A 17,900-nucleotide genomic window follows, 5' to 3' on the forward strand; every position below is an offset into this window, starting at 1 on the left:
TCGGCATGGACGCCAGCACGAGAGTCGCGCCGCCGCGCCCGCCGCTGAGCGGCGCTTCCCCGCTGTTCGCCGCATTGCGCGCCGGCATGCCGCACCTGGAATGGCGGGTGCCGGCCGCCGGCGACGCCGCGCGCTGGCGGGTGCAGCGCATCGGCGGGCGCGATTACCGCGTCGCGCAGCCGGTGACCTTCACCCCGTATGCGTCGGTGCGGCCGTGTTCGGCGCGCTGCCGCTTCTGTTCGGAGACGCTGCGCCCACACGCTGGCGGCACCGCCGCTGCCAGCCTGCGGCCGCCGCCGGACTATTTCGCGATGCTGCGCCAGGGCCTGGCGCAGCTGTCCGGGCTGCCGTTGTCGCAGTCGCTGTCGGGGCTGGAGATGACCGACGACGAAGCCTGGTTCCTGCAGTTGCTGGAGACCTTGGGCGAGGCCGAACGCAACGGCCTGCTGGTCGAGCAGCGCGTGCTGTACAGCAACGGCGCCGGCTTCGCCCGCGGCCGCGGCGACGCGCTGCTGGACGCCTTGCAGCGCTTCGGGCTGTCGTGGCTGGAACTGTCGCGGCACCACCCGCAGCAGGCCGGCAACGACGCGATCATGCGCTTCCGCGACGGCGAGGCGATCGCCGATGCGCAGGCGTTCGTCGCCACCGCGCGGCGCATCGCCGCGGCCTTGCCGCTGCGCCTGGTGTGCATCCTGCAGCATGGCGGCATCGCCGATGCCGACGGTGTCGCCGGCTATCTGCGCTGGGCGCGCGAGTGCGGCGCGCGCACGGTGATCTTCCGCGAGTTCTCGCGGCTCGGCGACGGCTACCGCGCCGGCGGCACCCAACGCTACCTGGCGCAGGCGCGGGTCGGCGTGGAGCAGGTGCTGGCCGCGTGCATGGCCACGCCGTGGTGGCGCAGCCTGCGGCCGCTGCAGATCACCGAGGGCTATTACTTCTGGAACCTGCGCATGGCCACCGCCGACGGCCTGGAGGTGGTGTTCGAGACCTCCGACTATGCCGCGATGCAGGCGCGCCACGACAGCGGCGACATCTACAAGCTGGTGTTCTTCGCCGACGGCCGCCTGTGCGCGGGCTGGCAGCCGGACCGCGACCTGCTGTGGCAGGCCCGGCATGGATAGCCGCAGCTGGTGGACGCCGCCGCCGGATCCGCCCGAACACCGGCTGCCCGAGGACCTGCGCCAGCGCGATCCGCTGCAGGCGCGCGACTGCGGCTGGGTCAGCCAGATGCGCCCGTTCGTGCGCCAGTTCAGCGCGGTGGACGCCTGCGTGCTGGATCCGTTCTGCGGCTTCGGCAGCACCCTGCTTGCCGCCGCGCTGGAAGGCCGGCGCGGGCTGGGGCTGGAGATCGACGCGGCGCGCGCGGCGCTGGCACGCGAGCGGCTGCAGCGGCTCGGGCTGAACGCCGAGGTGCGGGTCGGCGCGCTGCCGCAGCTCGCGCTGGATGCGCCGGTGGACCTGTGCCTGACCAACGTGCCGTATTTCGGTTGCGACTGGGCGGGCGCAACGCCGCCGGGCCAGCTCTATGCCAGCGCCGATTACGCGGCCTATCTGGGCGGCCTGCGCGCGGTGTTCCACGCGGTGCGCCGCGTGCTGCGCGACGACGGCTTCTGCATCGCGATGGTGGAGAACGTGGAGATCGACGGCGTGTACGTGCCGCAGGCCTGGGATCTGGCGCGCGTGCTCGGCAGCCTGTTCGTGCCCTGCACCGAGCGCGTGCTGTGCTATCCGCGCGACAGCGCGCAGGCATTGGCGCCCGGCGACACGCACAGCGACCGCAGCCACGAATACGCACTGGTCTTCCAGAAGCGGCGCGAGCCGATCGACCTGTCCGGCAGTGCGCAGCTGCTCGCCGCGTTGCGTGCGGACGGGTTCGATCATGCCGTGTACGGCAGCTATGCGGCCTGGCTCGCCGATCCGAACGCCGCCACGCGCGCGCCCGGCGACGTGGATCTGCTGCTGCCGCGCGATCCGGGCCAGCTGCAGCGGCTGGCGGACTGGCTGCGCACGCGCGGCTTCGTGCTGAGCCTGTGGGGCGAGCCGCTGGCCGCGCCGCCGACGCTGGCCCTGCTCGACGCCCATCACTACCTGCGCGCCGAACGCCGCGACCGCGGCGGCGGGCTACTGCGGGTGGACCTGTCGCTGCAGCCGGCAGCGGGCTCGCTAACCGCGGGATGAGCGCCGGCGGCGGCATCAGGCCGTCTCGACACGCTTGCGGCTATCCTTGGCCGGTTCCTTCCTTCCGGTCCATGGCCATGTCCGCTTCCTCCAACGTCCTCGCCTTTCCTGCGCTCGTGCTGGTCGCGATCGGCCTGAGCGGCTGCTTCAACCGCAAGCAGGACAACCTGGTGAAGGAAACCTTCAACTCCGACAACACCTATTCGCGCAGCTATCCGGTGCAACCGGGCCAGGCCTGCGAATCGGCGCGGCGCGCACTGCTGAGCCAGGGCTACGTGGTCTCCAAGGCCACCGCCGACGCGGTCGAGGGCACCAAGAACTTCCAGCCCAACCAGGAATCGCACGAGCAGTTGGAACTGCGGGTGTCGTGCGTGGCGCACGGCCAGGACGAGTCCTGGGTGTTCGTCAGCGCGCTGCAGGACCGCTATGCGCTGAAGAAGAACGCGACCTCGGCCAGCGTCGGCGTCGGCGTGCTCGGCTCGGTGTCGCTGCCGGTCGGCAGCAGCGACGACTCGCTGGTGCGCGTGGCCAGCAGCACGGTGCAGGACGGCGATTTCTACAAGCGCTTCTTCGAGCGCATGGCGCAGTACCTGCCGAAGTCCAAGCCGGCCGCGGCCGAGCCGCCGCCGCCGGCCGCGAAGCCCGAGCCTGCCGCCGCTCCGGCAGCGGCACCTGCACCGCCGCAGACGCCGGCATCCGCGGCGGAGCCCGCCCCGGTGCCTGCCGTGCCTGCTGCCAGCGATGGCACCACCCCGGATTGAACTTCGTGTTCAGGCGCGGCTTCGGAAGCTGAATAGAGGGCGTTTCGCTTCACGATTCGTTCGCAATCGCGGTGCAAAGGTGGCACCCGTCGAGAGCGCGATGCCCGTCCGCACGCATCGGCTCCGCCACCCAGGAGCTATCAGCATGAACAATCTCAAATCCGCGTTGTGTCTCACCGTGCTCGCCGTCGCCACTGCTGCCGCGCCGCTGGCGCAGGCGCAGCGCCACTACGGGCCGGAGGATGCGGGGCGCCGCTTCAGCGACGGCACCCGCGTGCACTGCAAGAAGGTCGCGGTGCAGAAGAACAATACCGACCCGGACCGCATCGGCGGCACCGTGGCCGGCGCCGCGATCGGCGGCCTGCTCGGCAACCAGATCGGCAAGGGCGACGGCAAGAAGCTGGCCACGGTCGGCGGCGCGGTCGCCGGCGGCGCCACCGGTCGCTACATCCAGGGCCAGCGCCAGCAGGCCAACGGCAACCGCGTGGTCGAGACCGTCTGCAAGCGCTACTGAGTCGCCGCCGCGACAGGCCATCGCGGCGCAGTGGTCGCACAACAAACGCCCCGGCGGACAGCATCCGCCGGGGCGTTTTGCGTTGTGGTCGCGTATGCAGGTCGCTGGGATGATGCCGCGCCGCGCGCAGGCGCGCGCCAGGCCGCGGCACGCGCTTTCCTGTAGGAGCGGCTTCAGCCGCGACCGGGCATCACCGGTAATGCCCGGTCGCGGCTGAAGCCGCTCCTACATTCGCATCCGTCGCGCCTAGTTGATCACCGCACCCAGCGCAGCGCCCAGCTCCGGATAGCGGAACACGTAACCCTCCTGCTGCGCACGCGTCGGCAGCACGCGCTGGCTGCCCAGCAGCAGATCGGCCATCTCGCCGAAGGCCAGGCGCAGCGCCGCCGCCGGCGCGGGCAGCAGCGCCGGCCGGTGCAGCGCCTGGCCCAGTTGCCGGGCGAAATCGGCATTGGTCACCGGCGTCGGCGCGGTGGCGTTGTAGGCGCCGTCGCCGCCATGCTGCAGCAGCCACAGCAGCAGGCCGACATGATCGTCGCGATGGATCCAGCTCATCCATTGCCGGCCGCCGCCCATGCGCCCGCCCAGGCCGAGCCGGAACGGCGGCAGCATCCGCGCCAGCGCGCCGCCATCGCGGCCCAGCACCACTCCGGTGCGCACCAGGCTGGTCCGCACGCCCAGCGCCTGCGCGCGCAGCGCTTCGGCTTCCCAGTCGCGGCACAGCTGCGCGGCAAAATCGCTGCCGGCCGCGCTGCGTTCGTCGAGCAGGTCGTTGCCGCGATCGCCGTAGTAACCGATCGCCGAGCCGGAGAGCAGGCAGGCGGGACGCTGCGCCGCGTCCAGTTGCGCGATCCAGTCGAGCAGCGCGCGGGTGGTGCCGATGCGCGAGGTGCGGAAGCGGCGCTTGCGGGTCTCGTTCCAGCGGCCCTCGCTCAGCGGTTCTCCGGCGAGATTGATCACCGCGTCCGCCGGCGCCGCGCCCTGCAGGTCTTGCAGCGCTTCCACGCCGGGCAGCGCACGCGTCGCGCGCGCCGCGTCGCGGGTCAGCACGCTGACCCGGTGCCCGGCCTGGAGCAGGGCGGGGCAAAGGGCGCGGCCGATGAATCCGGTGCCGCCGGTGACGAGCACATGCATGGCGAAAGTTCCGCAAGCGGGAGCGGCAGTGTGGGTTGGCCTGCATTGCAGCCGGGTGAATGCGCCGGTCGTGATCGCCACGCGCGCGCGGCCGGCGGCTTCGCGGCCCGTGCACGATGCGCGCGGCATGCTCTGCGTCCCGCCGCGCCGCCCTTATCCTTGCGTCTCCGCTCTTGCGCATCCGCCATGCTCGCGCCATGACCGACCCGACCGGGTTCCAGCGACCGCCGCGCCACCGTCGCGTCGCCCGCTGGCTGCTGGCGTTGGCGCTGGCCACGGGCGGCGCGCTCGCGGCGCCGCCGCAAGCGGCCGACCAGGCCAGCGCCGAGTGCCTTGCCGCGTTGCTGCGCCAGCTCGGCTGGCGCATCGACAGCACGCCCGCCGCGCAGCCGCGGCTGCTGCCGGGCACGCCGTGCGAACGCGCCTCGCTGACCGATGCACAGGCGCATGGCGACCTGCAGGCGGCGTTGCCGGCGCAGTGGAACGATGCGCAACGGCGCGACGCACTGCGCGCGTTGCTGGAAGCACCGGCCACGCAGTGCGGCTATTTCCTGCTGCTCGGCGCGGCCACCCAGCGCGCGGTGACGCAGTTGCAGGGCAACCCCGGCTACCGCTTCAGCGCGCTGCAACTGGGCTGGATCGGATTCGGCCCGGGCGGCGCGCGCCAGCAGGGCTGGCAGCGCTTCCGCAGCTTCGGCCGCGGCTATCGTCCGGTGCAGGGCAATGCGCGCGCGATCGAGGCCTTCTACAGCGGCCGCGTGCGCTCCGAATGCGGCGTCGGCCGGCAGATCGCGCAGCTCGCCACGCAGCGCGAGCTGTACGGCGATGCCGGCTTCGATCGCGAGTTCAGCGCCGCGGAACTGTCGATCGGCACCTTCCTCACCCTGCACGATACCGACAGCATCCTGCTCGGCGCGCATGCCGGCGAGTTCTTCGCCGACGGCAAGGCGGCCAAGACCTCTCAACTGGGCGGCGCCGCCTTCCTCGGCGCGCCCGGCTTCATCGCCCACGTGTTCGAACGCCGCTACCTGGACGACATCAACAACCAGGCGGAGAACTTCGTGGTGGTCGCGGTCAGCGCCGAGGCGGCGGCGGCGCTGCGCCGGCATGGCGGCTTCGCCTACTACGACGCCAGCAACCGGCGCATCTGGGAACTGGCGCAGGCCTTGCGCGGGCGCGGGCGCGAGCGCTTCGAGAAGCTGCTGTTCGAGCGCGATCCCACCCTGCGCGCGACGTTGTCGCCGGCGCAACGCAGTGTCCTGGCGCAGATCGATGCGCTGCTCGACGACCCCTTCTACCGCGGCTTCGAGGTGTACGTGCACCCCAAGGGCAGCAAGCCGATCGGCTACCACGTGGCGCGCCTGCTGGACCGCAATCCGCGCACGCCGTTCGCGATCGACCTGACCCTGCACAACCTGCACACCACCCTGTACCGGCGCTGGCGCGACCACCAGTTGCAGGCCTGCGCGCAAGCCGCGCAGGCGCGATCGCCTTAGCTGCGCGTCAGCCGCGGCGCGGCGCTTCGTGCGACCCTAGCGTCCCTCACTTCGAGCTAGGACAGACGCATGGAACTGGGACTTGTAGGCTTGGGCCGCATGGGCGCGAACATGGCCGAGCGGCTGGTGCGTGGCGGCCACCGCGTGGTCGGTTTCGACCTGGGCGAGGCGGCGCGCAGCGCGGCGCAGCAGCGCGGCGTGGAGACCGCGGACACGATGGCGGCGCTGGTCGCGGCGCTGCCGGCGCCGCGTGCGGTGTGGCTGATGGTGCCGTCCGGCAAGATCGTCGACGACACCCTGGCCGCGCTGCTGCCGCTGCTGGCCGCAGGCGACGTGGTGGTGGACGGCGGCAATTCGTACTACAAGGATTCGGTGCGCCGCGCCGGCGAACTGGCCGCGCACGGCATCGCCTACGTCGATTGCGGCACCAGCGGCGGCGTGTGGGGGCTGCAGGAAGGCTACAGCCTGATGATCGGCGGCGACGCCGCGGCGGTAAGCCGGCTCGACCCGCTGTTCGCGACCCTGGCGCCAGCGGCCGATGCCGGCTGGGGCCGGGTCGGCCCCAGCGGCGCCGGCCACTTCACCAAGATGGTCCACAACGGCATCGAGTACGGGATGATGCAGGCCTATGCCGAGGGCTTCGCGCTGATGGCGCGCAAGCAGGAATTCGAGCTCGACCTGCACCAGATCGCCGAGGTCTGGCGCCAGGGCAGCGTGGTGCGCTCGTGGCTGCTGGACCTGTGCTCGGATGCGCTGGGCGACAATCCCACCCTGGCCGGGATCGCGCCCTACGTCGAGGACTCCGGCGAGGGCCGCTGGACCGTCGCCGAGGCGATCGACCTGAACGTCCCCGCGCCGGTGATCACCTTGTCGCTGCTGGAACGGCTGCGCTCGCGCGACGACGATTCGTTCACCGACAAACTGTTGTCGGCGATGCGCAACCAGTTCGGCGGGCACGCCATCAAGCACGAAACGCCGGCCGCGCCGCCGTCCGGCACCGCGGCCGGATAAGCCCTCAGGGTCTCAGTCCAGCGCCAGCGTGCGGCCTTCGGCGGCGCTGCGCTGGCCGAGTTCGAGCAGCCGCATCACCGCCAGCGCTTGCGCCGCGTCCACCGGCGCCGGCGCGCGCGCGGCCATGGCCTCGCGAAAGCCGGCATAGCAGTGGCGGTAGTCGCCGCGCTGCGTCGGCAGCGCGTGCGTGGCGGCGCTGCCCTCGGCGCCGAGCAGGGTCAGCTCGCCGGCGACCGGGTCCTCGCCCCACTGCGGCGCGGCCGGGGTGAGCCCGGCGCGCAACTGCGCCTCCTGCGTGTCCAGGCCATGCTTGACGTAGCTGCCGCGTTCGCCATGCACGGCGAAGCGCAGCCCGTTCGCCGCGACCAGCGAACCGGCATGCAGCACCGCGCGCAATCGCGGGTAGCGCAACACCGCATGGAAGTAGTCGGTCGCCTGCGCGCCGGCACGCTGCAGCGCCAGGTCGACCTGGATCGCCTCGGGCGCGCCGAACAGTTGCAGGGCCTGGTCGAGCAGGTGCGGGCCCAGGTCGAACCACAATCCGGAGCCGGGCAGCGCGTGCTCGCGCCAGCGGTCGCCGACCTGCGGGCGGTGGCGGTCGAAATGCGAATGGAATTCGGCGATCGCGCCCAGCCTGTCCTCGTCGAGCAGCTGCCGCACGGTCAGGAAGTCGCCATCCCAACGCCGGTTCTGGAACACGCTGACGATGCGCCCGCTGCGTTGCGCCTGCGCGAGCACCTGCTGCGCCTCGTCCACGTCGAGGGTGAACGGCTTGTCCACCAGCACGTGCTTGCCCTGCGCCAGCGCCGCCAGCGCCAGCAGCGCATGGGTCTGGTTCGGCGTGGCCACCACCACCGCATCGATCTGCGGGTCGGCGAAGGCCTGCTGCGCGTCGGCGACGATGCGCGCCTGCGGATAGGCCGCGGCGGCTTCGTCGTGGCGGCTGGACACGATGGTGTGCAGGCGCAGGCCCGGGGTGTGCGCGATCAGCGGCGCATGGAACACGCGGCCGACGAAGCCGTAGCCGAGCAGGGCGAGGTTGAAGGGCTGGTCCATGGAATCGGTGGGGCGGGGAAGGGAGCGCCAGTATCCGCGCAGGCGCGCTCACGCGGCGTGCACGCATTTCACGCTGCCGCGATTCGCCGGTCACGTCGCTTGTACGCCGCCGCGCAGAGACTGCGCCACACACCTTCAAGGGAGGAGGACATCATGAAAAAGTTCACGTCACGCACGCTGCTCGGTACCGCACTCGCCTTCGGTCTGACCCTGGCCGCCGGCCAGGCGCTGGCCGTCGATCCGCCGACCACCGCCGACAAGGACCATGCCGGCATGGCCCACAACGACGGCATGAAGCACGAGTCCAAGGAGCCGGTCACCGACACCTGGATCACCACCAAGGTGAAGGCCGACCTGCTCGCGACCAAGGACGTCTCCGGTACCGACATCAAGGTCGAGACGCTCAACGGCACGGTCACGCTGTCCGGCGCGGTCGAGAGCAAGGCGCAGCACGACAAGGCCATCGCGGTCGCCAAGAAGATCGACGGGGTCAAGAAGGTCGACGCGTCCGGCCTGAAAGTGGCCGGCGCCGCCAAGCACTGAGCCATCGCCATTGGCGGCGGAGGCGGGGCGCGAGACGAGGCGCGCCCCGCCTCCTGCACCAGCGAACGCACTCCCCGGAGTGCGTTTTTTTTGCGCCGTGCATCCGCTTGCGGGTGCGGGCCGGCATCGTCGGGCAGCGCTTCGCATTGCATTGACGCGCGTTCAGCGATCATCAAGCGATGTTGGCTGCCAAGCGAATCGCCATGTTGGATGCTTACCCCAAGGCCGCGTCCAGCGACGCGTCCATGCACCCTGCGTCCGTCGGCGCCGGGGATGCGAAGTCCGCGGCGCAGGCGCCGCTGCAACCGTCCTCCCTGCCACTGGCGATGCGCCGGCTCGAGTCGCAGCTGGGCATGCTGCTGGCGACCTTCCACGACGATGCCGGTTTCTGGCCGGCCTTCGCCAGGCTGATGCAGGACCTGGACGACGGCCTGGCGGCTGCCGAGCGCGCGCGCCTGCGCAGCCATGCCGATTTCCTGCTGGTCCGGGCGGGGATGTCGTCGTGGACGCTGATCGCTGCGGCGCAGGGCGCAGCGACCCGCGCGGCTGCGGCGCCGGCACGCCGACCCTGATCGCGGTCGAATCGGTCAAGGCCACGGGCGGCATGCAGCCGCCCGTTTCTTTGTTCGCGATCATTAGGATAGAGTCGTATTCAGGTGGAGCGCTGGGGAGTTGCGCAAACCCTGAACAATTCATTGGCGATGGCGAGGGATCGGCGACAATGCCCGCCCCTCGGTCTCGCTGCCGTTTCCATCTTCCATGAACAGGTATGCAGATCACCGCCAAACATGACGCCTGGGACCGCTGGCGCCTGCCGTTGCTGGTGTTGGCCGTGGTCCTGATCGTGATCCTGCCCTCGTTGCTGCTGCGGCAGATGAGCGACAGCACGTTGCGTGCGGCCGACTGGGTCAGCCACAGCCAGGAAGTCACCGCCGAGTTGAGCAAGTTGGAAGCGAACATGCGCGACATGGAGTCGGCGGCGCTGGCGATGTCGCACGACGTCGACTCGCCGATCCTGCGCGCACGCTTCGACGAGTCGCGCAGCTCGATCGCGCCGACCATCGCGCGCCTGGTCGAGCTGACCAGCGACAACCCCGACCAGCAGGTGCGCATCGGCCGCCTGCAGAGCACCCTGGAACGCCGCAGCCTGCTCGCCGGGCGCATCGCGCAGAACCGCGACCCGCAGCGGATCCGCGCGCTGATCCAGGAGATGACCGCGGACAATCCGATCCGCGGCCTGGTCGCCGAACTGCAGAAGCGCGAAGACGTACTGCTGGCCGAGCGCACCGCCGATGCCGGCGAGCGGCGCATGCTGGCCTCGGCGATCAGCTGGATCTCGCTGGCGGTGCAGTTGCTGCTGCTGGGCCTGGTGATCTGGCTGCTGCAGCGGCAGATCGGCCGGCGCCTGGACGCGGAACGGCACATGCTGCGCGCCAATGGGCGCGCCGCCGCGGTGCTGCAGACGGTGCGCGAGCCGATCGTGCTGCTCGACAACGACCAGCGCATGCTGATGTACAACGCCGCCTTCGGCGAGCTGTACGGGCTGGACCCGGAGCAGGCGCCGAAGACGCTGGCCGACGTCGGCGACGGCGCCTGGCAGGACCCCATCATCCGCCAGCGCCTGGCCGACGTGCTGCTGCGCGGCCGCGAGCTGTGGGACTTCGAACACGAGCAGGTCGGCGCCGACGGCGTCGCCCGCACCATGCTGCTGAACGCGCGGCGCATGCCGCTGCCCGACAGCGAGGACGAAGTGGTGCTGATGACGGTCAGCGACATCAGCCTGCAGAAGGCGTCGCAGCAGCGCATCCAGGTGCTGAACCGGCAGCTGGAGGGCAAGGTGGAGCAGGTCTCGGAGGTCAATCGCGAACTGGAAGCCTTCAGCTATTCGGTCTCGCACGACCTGCGCGCGCCGCTGCGCCATGTCGCCGGTTTCGCCGACAAGCTGGTCCGCCATCTCGGCGACGACGCCGACGAGAAGAGCCGCCACTACCTGGAAGTGATCGGCACCTCGGCGCGGCGCATGGCCTCGCTGATCGACGACCTGCTGGTCTATTCGCGCCTGGGCCGCAGCGCGCTGCGCCTGCAGGCGGTGGACATGCAGTCGCTGGTGGCGGAGACGCGTTCGGTGCTGGATGCCAACCACCAGTCCGACCACGCCGGCAGCGGCCATCGCATCGAATGGAACGTGACGCCGCTGCCGATCCTGGTCGCCGACGAGAACATGATGCGCCAGCTGTGGCTGAACCTGCTCGGCAACGCGGTCAAGTACAGCGCCAAGCGCGAGGTCGCGGTGATCGAGATCGGCTACAAGCTGGAAGCCGACGGCAGCCACCACTTCAGCGTGCGCGACAACGGCGCCGGTTTCGACATGGCGTATGCGGCCAAGCTGTTCGGCGTGTTCCAGCGCCTGCACAAGGCCAGCGAATACACTGGCACCGGCATCGGCCTGGCCAGCGTGCGCCGGGTGCTGGCCCGCCACGGCGGCCATATCTGGGCCGATGCGGCGCCGGACCAGGGCGCGACCTTCCATTTCGTGTTACCACCCGCGCTCGAAGCGCCTACCAACGAGTTGACCGCATGACCGCCATCCGCACCATCCTGCTTGCCGAAGACAGCCCCGCCGATGCCGAAATGGCGGTCGATGCGCTGCGCGACGCGCGCCTCGCCAACCCCATCGTGCACGTCGAAGACGGCGTGGAGGCGATGGACTACCTGCTGCGCCGCGGCGCCTACGCCGACCGCGAGGACGGCCTGCCGGCGGTGCTGCTGCTGGACATCAAGATGCCGCGCATGGACGGGCTGGAAGTGCTGAAGCTGGTACGTACCGACGAGTCGCTCAAGCGCCTGCCGGTGGTGATCCTGTCGTCCTCGCGCGAGGAAAGCGACCTGGCGCGCAGCTGGGATCTGGGCGTCAACGCCTACGTGGTCAAGCCGGTGGACGTGGACCAGTTCTTCACCGCGGTGAAGACCCTGGGTACGTTCTGGGCGCTGATCAACCAGGCGCCGGACAAAGAGTAAGCGCGCATGCCCATGACCGGCACCAAGCTCGGACCGATCCGGATCCTGATGGTCGAGGATTCGCCGGAAGACGCCGAGCTGCTATCCGACCAACTGCTGGATGCCGGCCTGGAAGCGACGTTCCGCCGCGTGGAAGGCGAGGCCGCGCTGCGCGAGGCGCTGCGCGAGTTCGCGCCGGACATCGTGCTGTCGGACCTGAGCATGCCGGAGTTCTCCGGGCATGAGGCCTTGCGCGTGTTGCGCGAGCACGGCAACGCGGTGCCCTTCATCTTCGTCTCCGGCACCATCGGCGAGGAGACCGCGGTGCAGGCGCTGCGCGACGGCGCCAACGACTACATCATCAAGCACAACCCGACCCGGCTGCCGTCGGCGGTGGCGCGCGCGATCCGCGAGGCGCGCACCGAGCGCGAGCGGCAGCGGGTCGAGGGCGAACTGATGCGCGCGCAGCGGCTGGAGAGCCTGGCGATGCTCGCCGCCGGCCTCAGCCACGACCTGCGCAACATCCTGCAGCCGCTGCTGATCGTGCCGGAGCTGATGGTCGGACGCAGCGACGACCCGCAGCTGCGGCATCTGGCCGAGGTCATCGCCGAATGCGGCCGGCGCGGCCACGAGATGGCCGAGTCGATGCTGTCGTTCGTGCGCGGCTCGCGCACGCCCAGCGAGCGGGTGTCCATCGCCGGCCTGTTCCAGGCGGTGCAGATGCTGCTCAAGAGCAGCCTGCCCGAGGGGGTCGGGCTGCAGGTGGAAGTGGTCGACGCCGAGCTGTCGATCGAGGCCAACTACACCGAGCTGCAGCAGTGCCTGCTCAACCTGGGCCTGAACGCGATCCAGGCGATGCCCAATGGCGGCACCCTGGCCATCTCCGCGGCACCGGCGCTCGGCGCCGACGGCAGCGAGCAGGTGCGGATCCTGGTCCGCGACAACGGCGTGGGCATGGACGCGGACACCCAGTCGCACCTGTTCAGCCCGTTCTTCACCACCAAGCCCGACGGTACCGGCCTGGGCCTGATCTCGTGCAAGCGCATCGTCGAAAGCTACGGCGGCAGCATCGGCGTGGACAGCACCCCGGGCGAGGGCACCTGCTTCGAACTGCTGATCCCGCTGCGCGGCCACGCGCCCTCGGCCGAGCCGGAGCCGGCGATCCCGATGGGCAAGGGCCAGCGCGTGCTGCTGGTCGACGGCGAGGCCACGCGCCTGTCGCTGCTCGGCAACGCCTTGTCCAGCCAGGGCTACCAGCCGCAGCTGGCCTCCGACGGCGCCGCCGCGCTGCGCGACGTGCGCGAACGCGGCATGCCCGACCTGGTCATCGTGGACAGCGACATCATCCTGCTGTCGGCGGTGAGCCTGCTGCTGGCGCTGCAGGACCTGGACTACCGCGGCCCGGCGATCGTGCTCGAGGATGCCGGCACCGCGCTGCAGCGCGACCACTTCCCGCGCGACATCGCCGTGCACGTGCTGCGCAAGCCGCTGGAAATGCAGCGCGTGTTCCGCGCGGTGGCGCATGCGTTGGAGAGTGGCTGAGGGGCTGGGATTCGGGATTCGGGATTGGGGATTCGCAGAAGCGAATCGCGATACCCGGCGCATGCGCCAAAGGCAATGCTGCCGCTGAGCTTTTGGGGCCAGCCGTTGCCGTTGCCTCTACGAATCCCCAATCCCGAATCTCCGCCTCGCTCGATGGCTGAGGAGCCGGGATTCGGGATTGGGAATTGGGGATTCGTTTCAGGCAACAGCGGCGGCAAGGGCGCCACAGTCGCACAGGAGGTGAAGCGCTTCAGCGCGGACGATCGGACGCCTGGATGCCGCTTTTGCGAATCCCGAATCCCGAATCTCCGCCTCACTCGCTGGCTGAGAGCCGGGATTCGGGATTGGGAATTCGGGATTCGTTTCAGGCAACAGCGGCGGCAAGGGAGCCACAGTCGCACGGAAGGTAGAGCGCTTCAGCGCGGACGATCGGACGCCTGGATGCCGCTCTTGCGAATCCCCAATCCCGAATCCCCGCCTCACTGCTGGAGAGTGGCTGAGGAGCCGGAATTCGGGATTCGTTTCAGGCAACAGCGACGACCAGGGCACCACAGTCGCACGGAAGGTGAAGCGCTTCAGCGCGGACGATCGGGCGCCTGGATGCCGCTTTTGCGAATCCCCAATCCCGACTCCCCAATCCCCGCCTCACTGCTGGGACGACTGGTCTTCCGGGTCGCGCCGGGCCGGGACGCGGCGCGGCGGCAGCGGCGGCAGGCTGCCGCGATTGTCGGTTTCGCTCTCGGTGGCCATCGCCGGTTCCCACGGGAAGCGCGGCAGCGTGCGCACCGCGTTCTCCAGCTTGCGCGACCAGGTGTCGTGGATTTCCGAGTACAGCGGCGTGTCCGCTTCCAGGCGCAGGCGCTCGGTCACGCGCAGGTCGTTGCGGCGGATCAGCGCCAGGTCGATCGGCATGCCGACCGACAGGTTGGAGCGGATGGTGGAGTCCAGCGACACCAGCGCGGTGCGCGCGGCGTCCTCCAGCTGCATCTCCGGGCGGATGATGCGGTCCAGGATCGGCTTGCCGTACTTGGACTCGCCGATCTGCAGGTACGGCGTCTCCGGCGAGGTGGCGATGGCGTTGCCCAGCGGGTAGATCATGTACAGCCCGGGCCGCTCGCCGGCGATCTGCCCGCCCAGGATCAGGGTGGACTGCACGCTGACGCCGCTGTGCTGGGACTGGTCGGACAGCTTGACCTGGCTGGAGACCAGCACCTCGCCAACGTATTCGGCGACCTCGAACAGGTGCTTGAAGGAGCGCAGGCTGCGCGGCGCGTCCGGGTCGTCGGCGTCGCGCTGCAGCTTGGAGATCGCCAGCTGGGTGGTGGCCAGGTTGCCGGCCGACATCAGCACGAACACCGCCTGCCCCGGATACTCGAACACATGCAGCTTGCGATGCACGCGGACGTCGTCCAGCGAAGCGTTGGTGCGCGTGTCTGCGGCGAAGACCAGGCCTTCGTCCACTTCGATGCCTACGCAATAAGTCATGTCGCTGCCGGAAATCAGTGCGTTTCGATTCTATGCGGGGGGGACGGGCTTGGCTACCCGTTGACGCTCGCCGCCGCGGCGTGCGCGAATATCGCATGACCACCGTGCTCCTCAGCCTGGGCAGCAATCTGCGCCCGCAACACCACCTGCATGCGGCGATCGCCGCGCTGCGACAGCGTTTCGGCCCGATCGCGGTGTCCCCGGCCTACCGCACCGCGGCGGTCGGATTCGACGGTCCGCCGTTCCTGAACAATGCCGTGTCGCTGCAGACCGACTGGGAGCTGGGACCGCTGGATGCGTGGCTGCATGCGCTGGAAGACGCGCATGGACGCGACCGCAGCGGCCCGCGCTTCAGCGACCGGACCCTGGACATCGACGTGGTGTTCTATGGCGACCGCATCGTCGAAGGCCCGGGCCACCTGCGCATCCCGCGCCCGGAACTGCGCCACGCCTTCGTGCTCAAGCCGCTGGCCGACATCGCCGCCGACTTCGTCGACCCGGTCAGCGGCCGCAGCCTGGGCGCGCTGTGGCAGGCGCATGCGCAGTTCGGGGAGGCGTTCGAGGTGGTGGAGCTGGATGAAGCCGGGAATGGGGAATCGGGAATGGGGAATCGGTAAAGCCGGAGGCCGCGCAGGGGCCTCCGGCTGTCATGGCGCGGTAAGGAGGAGAGCTGCGCAACGATTGGCCAGTGCGTGCAATCCCCCGACAGCGTGCAACGTCTCCGAATCCCGAATCCCGAATCCCGAATCCCGAATCCCAGCCCTCAAGCAAGCCCCCGCCCCCCATCCACCCGCAGCGTCTGCCCGGTGACGAAGCCGGCGTCGTCGAGCAGCCAGCGCACCGCCTCGGCGATCTCCTCGACCCGGCCGATCCGCGCCAGCGGGGTGCGCGCCAGCAGCGCCTGCTGCGCGGCGCTGTCCTTGCCCGACTCCGGCCACAGGATCGCGCCGGGGGCGATGGCGTTCACCCGCACCTGCGGCGCCAGTTCCAGCGCCAGCGAACGGGTCAGCATCGCCAGCGCCGCCTTCGCCGCGCTGTACAGCGGGTGCGCGCGCAGCGGCTGCTCGGCGTGCAGGTCGGTGATGTTGACGATCGCGCCCTGGCGTTCGCGCAGCTGCGCGGCCGCGGCCTGGGCCAGGAACAGCGGCGCGCGCGCGTTGACCGCGAACAGGTCGTCCCACTGCGCCGGGGTCGCCTCGGCCAGCGGGGTGGGGTAGAAGTTGGAGGCGTTGTTGACCAGCGCGTCGAGCCGGCCGAAGCGCTGCACGCATTGCTCCACCAGCGCCGGCAATTGCGCGGCGTCGCGCAGGTCGGCGTGCAGGGTCAAGGTGCTGCCGGCGCGCGCCCCTTCCAGTTCCTGCGCCAGCGCCTGCAGCTCGGCCTGCGAGGTATGCGCGTGCAGCGCCACGCGATAGCCGGCCGCGTGCAGGCGCCGCGCGATGCCGGCGCCGATGCGGCGCGCGCTGCCGGTGATCAGGGCGACTTTGCTTTCGGTCATGTGTGCATTCCACGCTCGGCTATGCTGTGCATTGTCCACGCAATCCAGCGCCGCATGCCTATCGACTTTCCCACGCCCGACGCCGACGCGCTCGCCCACAGCGCGCGCTTGGCCGCCCACCTGCGCGCCGAGATCGCCGCCGGCGGCGGTGCGATCCCGTTCTCGCGCTTCATGGAGCTGGCGCTGTACGCGCCGGGCCTGGGCTACTACAGCGCCGGCAGCAGCAAGTTCGGCGAGGAGGGCGACTTCGTCACCGCGCCGGAACTGGGGCCGCTGTTCGCCGCCACCGTCTCCAACGCGCTGGCGCCGGTGCTGCAGCAGCTCGGGCCGCAGGCGCGGATGCTGGAGGTGGGCGGCGGCAGCGGCGCGTTCGCCGAGGTGATGCTCAAGCGCCTGCTGGCGCTGGACGCGTTGCCCGAGCGCTACGCGATCCTGGAACCCAGCGCCGACCTGCGCGCGCGCCAGCGCGAACGCCTGCAGCGCGCCTTGATCCCGCCGGTGTTCGAGCTGGTGGAGTGGCTGGAGCGGCCGTTCGAGGACGACTGGAACGGGGTGCTGTTCGCCAACGAGGTGATCGATGCGCTGCCGACGCCGCGCTTCGTGCTGCGCGAGGGCGAGGTGTTCGAGGAAACCGTGACCCTGGACGGCGAAGGCCGTTTCTGCCGCGGCGAACAGCCGGCCGATCCGCTGCTGGCGGCGGCGGTGCGGCACATCGAACGTTACCTGGAGGCGCCGTTCGCCGACGGCTACCGCTCCGAGCTGCTGCCGCAGCTGCCGTACTGGATCCAGGCGGTGGCCGGCGGCCTGCGCAGCGGCGCGTTGCTGTTCGTCGACTACGGCTATCCGCGCGGCGAGTTCTACCTGCCGCAGCGCGACGACGGCACCCTGCGCGCGTTCTACCGGCACCGCACCCATGCCGATCCCTACCTGTGGCCGGGCCTGCAGGACCTGACCGCGTCGGTGGACTTCACCGCGCTGGCCGAGGCCGGCACCGGCGCCGGCTTCGCGCTTGGCGGCTACTGCACCCAGGCCAGCTTCCTGCTCGGCAACGGCCTGGACGCGCTGCTGGCCGAGGCCGAGGCGCGCAGCGACGAACGCGGCCGCCTGCGCCTGCGCGAGCAGGTGAAGCGGCTGACCCTGCCCAGCGAGATGGGCGAGCGCTTCCAGGTGATGGGCTTCGAGCGCGACGTGTCGCTGGCGCCGGCGTTCCTGGCCGGCGACCTGACCTGGCGGCTGTGATGGCCGCGGTGCGTGGGTTCCGCCGGCCCTGGCTGTGGCTGGGGCTGTGGTGGCTGGGCGTGCTGGTGCTGATCTACGTGTGCCTGATGCCGCAGCCGCCGCAGCTGTCGGACCTGCCGGACAGCGACAAGGCCGAGCATTTCCTCGCCTACCTGTTGCTGATGGCCGGCGCGGTGCAGGTCTACGCCGGGCCGCGCGCCTGGCGTCGGGCGGCGTTGGGCCTGGTGCTGCTCGGCATCGGCATCGAGTTCGCGCAGGGCGCCTGGACCACCACGCGCTCGGCCGATCCCTTCGATGCGCTGGCCGATGCGCTGGGCGTGGCGGCGGGCATGGCCACCGCGCTGACCCCGCTGCGCGATCTGCTGTGGCGGCTGGAAACCGGCGCGCGGCGCCGCGACCGCCGCTGACGGTGGGTGCGTGGCGGCGCGCGCGGCGTTGCCGGCGCG

The 17,900-nt window shown here is 70.6% G+C and carries 18 protein-coding genes; 14 read left to right on the forward strand and 4 right to left on the reverse strand.

Features of this window, described 5'->3' with window-relative positions; genetic code table 11:
• The first annotated feature begins 44 nt into the window (after positions 1-44).
• From AB3X10_RS03960 to AB3X10_RS03975, 4 genes are all read left to right on the forward strand, one after another.
• Positions 45-1,121 carry a hypothetical protein gene (locus tag AB3X10_RS03960; protein ID WP_369981638.1) on the forward strand — a complete coding sequence of 359 codons (1,077 nt, stop codon included), beginning with the start codon at positions 45-47 and terminating at the stop codon, positions 1,119-1,121.
• Positions 1,114-2,178: a DNA methyltransferase gene (locus tag AB3X10_RS03965; RefSeq protein ID WP_369979260.1), complete on the forward strand. Its 1,065-nt coding sequence runs from the start codon at positions 1,114-1,116 to the stop codon at positions 2,176-2,178. Before AB3X10_RS03960 ends, AB3X10_RS03965 begins: the two co-directional genes overlap by 8 nt.
• A 77-nt stretch (positions 2,179-2,255) precedes the next feature.
• A complete protein-coding gene (locus AB3X10_RS03970; protein ID WP_369979261.1) occupies positions 2,256-2,939 on the forward strand; it encodes a DUF2242 domain-containing protein in 684 nt (227 codons plus the stop codon).
• 145 nt (positions 2,940-3,084) lie between these two features.
• Positions 3,085-3,453 carry a glycine zipper 2TM domain-containing protein gene (locus AB3X10_RS03975; protein ID WP_369979262.1) on the forward strand — a complete coding sequence of 123 codons (369 nt, stop codon included), beginning with the start codon at positions 3,085-3,087 and terminating at the stop codon, positions 3,451-3,453.
• A 246-nt stretch (positions 3,454-3,699) separates the two neighbouring features.
• Here AB3X10_RS03975 and AB3X10_RS03980 read toward each other — a convergent pair whose 3' ends face one another.
• Positions 3,700-4,587 (reverse strand): TIGR01777 family oxidoreductase, encoded by an 888-nt coding sequence (locus AB3X10_RS03980; RefSeq protein ID WP_369979263.1) that lies wholly within the window; start codon positions 4,585-4,587, stop codon positions 3,700-3,702.
• Positions 4,588-4,784: 197 nt separating this feature from the next.
• Here AB3X10_RS03980 and AB3X10_RS03985 point away from each other — a divergent pair, with 197 nt between their 5' ends.
• Positions 4,785-6,083, forward strand: a complete 1,299-nt coding sequence (locus AB3X10_RS03985; RefSeq protein WP_369979265.1) for a hypothetical protein — start codon at positions 4,785-4,787, stop codon at positions 6,081-6,083.
• A gap of 69 nt (positions 6,084-6,152) precedes the next feature.
• Positions 6,153-7,094 carry a phosphogluconate dehydrogenase (NAD(+)-dependent, decarboxylating) gene (gene gnd, locus AB3X10_RS03990; protein WP_369979267.1) on the forward strand — a complete coding sequence of 314 codons (942 nt, stop codon included), beginning with the start codon at positions 6,153-6,155 and terminating at the stop codon, positions 7,092-7,094.
• 12 nt (positions 7,095-7,106) lie between these two features.
• On the opposite strand, the gene AB3X10_RS03995 is transcribed toward gnd, so the two are convergent.
• Positions 7,107-8,150, reverse strand: a complete 1,044-nt coding sequence (locus AB3X10_RS03995; protein WP_369979269.1) for an oxidoreductase — start codon at positions 8,148-8,150, stop codon at positions 7,107-7,109.
• Positions 8,151-8,300: 150 nt separating this feature from the next.
• Here AB3X10_RS03995 and AB3X10_RS04000 point away from each other — a divergent pair, with 150 nt between their 5' ends.
• The 5 genes from AB3X10_RS04000 to AB3X10_RS04020 all read left to right on the forward strand — a co-directional run bounded on the left by AB3X10_RS04000 (position 8,301) and on the right by AB3X10_RS04020 (position 13,232).
• Positions 8,301-8,693, forward strand: a complete 393-nt coding sequence (locus AB3X10_RS04000; protein WP_369981640.1) for a BON domain-containing protein — start codon at positions 8,301-8,303, stop codon at positions 8,691-8,693.
• A gap of 245 nt (positions 8,694-8,938) precedes the next feature.
• Positions 8,939-9,265, forward strand: a complete 327-nt coding sequence (locus AB3X10_RS04005; protein ID WP_369979271.1) for a hypothetical protein — start codon at positions 8,939-8,941, stop codon at positions 9,263-9,265.
• Positions 9,266-9,462: 197 nt separating this feature from the next.
• On the forward strand, positions 9,463-11,274 hold the full coding sequence (locus tag AB3X10_RS04010) for a sensor histidine kinase (protein WP_369979273.1): 1,812 nt from the start codon (positions 9,463-9,465) through the stop codon (positions 11,272-11,274).
• On the forward strand, positions 11,271-11,711 hold the full coding sequence (locus AB3X10_RS04015) for a response regulator (RefSeq protein WP_039006037.1): 441 nt from the start codon (positions 11,271-11,273) through the stop codon (positions 11,709-11,711). Before AB3X10_RS04010 ends, AB3X10_RS04015 begins: the two co-directional genes overlap by 4 nt.
• 6 nt (positions 11,712-11,717) lie before the next feature.
• On the forward strand, positions 11,718-13,232 hold the full coding sequence (locus AB3X10_RS04020) for a response regulator (protein WP_369979275.1): 1,515 nt from the start codon (positions 11,718-11,720) through the stop codon (positions 13,230-13,232).
• Between the two features lie 645 nt (positions 13,233-13,877).
• Here the strand turns inward: AB3X10_RS04020 and AB3X10_RS04025 are convergent.
• A complete protein-coding gene (locus tag AB3X10_RS04025) occupies positions 13,878-14,717 on the reverse strand; it encodes a 20S proteasome subunit A/B (protein WP_369979277.1) in 840 nt (279 codons plus the stop codon).
• 95 nt (positions 14,718-14,812) lie between these two features.
• On the opposite strand from AB3X10_RS04025, the gene folK reads away from it, so the two are divergent.
• A complete protein-coding gene (gene folK, locus AB3X10_RS04030) occupies positions 14,813-15,334 on the forward strand; it encodes a 2-amino-4-hydroxy-6-hydroxymethyldihydropteridine diphosphokinase (protein WP_369979279.1) in 522 nt (173 codons plus the stop codon).
• 146 nt (positions 15,335-15,480) lie between these two features.
• On the opposite strand, the gene AB3X10_RS04035 is transcribed toward folK, so the two are convergent.
• Positions 15,481-16,215 (reverse strand): pteridine reductase, encoded by a 735-nt coding sequence (locus AB3X10_RS04035; RefSeq protein WP_369979281.1) that lies wholly within the window; start codon positions 16,213-16,215, stop codon positions 15,481-15,483.
• 54 nt (positions 16,216-16,269) lie between these two features.
• Between AB3X10_RS04035 and AB3X10_RS04040 the strand changes: the two genes are divergently transcribed.
• Positions 16,270-17,454, forward strand: a complete 1,185-nt coding sequence (locus AB3X10_RS04040; RefSeq protein WP_369979283.1) for a class I SAM-dependent methyltransferase — start codon at positions 16,270-16,272, stop codon at positions 17,452-17,454.
• Entirely contained in the window at positions 17,442-17,861 is a 420-nt protein-coding gene (locus AB3X10_RS04045) for a VanZ family protein (RefSeq protein ID WP_369981641.1), read from the forward strand. The genes AB3X10_RS04040 and AB3X10_RS04045 overlap by 13 nt, the downstream gene beginning before the upstream one ends.
• Positions 17,862-17,900 lie beyond the last annotated feature (39 nt).

The sequence above is a fragment of the Xanthomonas sp. DAR 80977 genome, assembly GCF_041240605.1.
Lineage (GTDB): Bacteria > Pseudomonadota > Gammaproteobacteria > Xanthomonadales > Xanthomonadaceae > Xanthomonas_A > Xanthomonas_A bundabergensis.

Bases quoted from the DNA above. Each gene is read 5' to 3' on its own strand.
- AB3X10_RS04005 (WP_369979271.1), top strand. From the start codon at position 8,939: ATGCACCCTGCGTCCGTCGGCGCCGGGGATGCGAAGTCCGCGGCGCAG.
- AB3X10_RS03965 (WP_369979260.1), top strand. From the start codon at position 1,114: ATGGATAGCCGCAGCTGGTGGACGCCGCCGCCGGATCCGCCCGAACAC.
- AB3X10_RS03975 (WP_369979262.1), top strand. From the start codon at position 3,085: ATGAACAATCTCAAATCCGCGTTGTGTCTCACCGTGCTCGCCGTCGCC.
- AB3X10_RS04025 (WP_369979277.1), bottom strand. From the start codon at position 14,717: ATGACTTATTGCGTAGGCATCGAAGTGGACGAAGGCCTGGTCTTCGCC.
- AB3X10_RS04035 (WP_369979281.1), bottom strand. From the start codon at position 16,215: ATGACCGAAAGCAAAGTCGCCCTGATCACCGGCAGCGCGCGCCGCATC.
- AB3X10_RS03985 (WP_369979265.1), top strand. From the start codon at position 4,785: ATGACCGACCCGACCGGGTTCCAGCGACCGCCGCGCCACCGTCGCGTC.
- gnd (WP_369979267.1), top strand. From the start codon at position 6,153: ATGGAACTGGGACTTGTAGGCTTGGGCCGCATGGGCGCGAACATGGCC.
- folK (WP_369979279.1), top strand. From the start codon at position 14,813: ATGACCACCGTGCTCCTCAGCCTGGGCAGCAATCTGCGCCCGCAACAC.
- AB3X10_RS04040 (WP_369979283.1), top strand. From the start codon at position 16,270: ATGCCTATCGACTTTCCCACGCCCGACGCCGACGCGCTCGCCCACAGC.
- AB3X10_RS03995 (WP_369979269.1), bottom strand. From the start codon at position 8,150: ATGGACCAGCCCTTCAACCTCGCCCTGCTCGGCTACGGCTTCGTCGGC.
- AB3X10_RS03970 (WP_369979261.1), top strand. From the start codon at position 2,256: ATGTCCGCTTCCTCCAACGTCCTCGCCTTTCCTGCGCTCGTGCTGGTC.
- AB3X10_RS04020 (WP_369979275.1), top strand. From the start codon at position 11,718: ATGCCCATGACCGGCACCAAGCTCGGACCGATCCGGATCCTGATGGTC.
- AB3X10_RS04010 (WP_369979273.1), top strand. From the start codon at position 9,463: ATGCAGATCACCGCCAAACATGACGCCTGGGACCGCTGGCGCCTGCCG.
- AB3X10_RS04015 (WP_039006037.1), top strand. From the start codon at position 11,271: ATGACCGCCATCCGCACCATCCTGCTTGCCGAAGACAGCCCCGCCGAT.
- AB3X10_RS03980 (WP_369979263.1), bottom strand. From the start codon at position 4,587: ATGCATGTGCTCGTCACCGGCGGCACCGGATTCATCGGCCGCGCCCTT.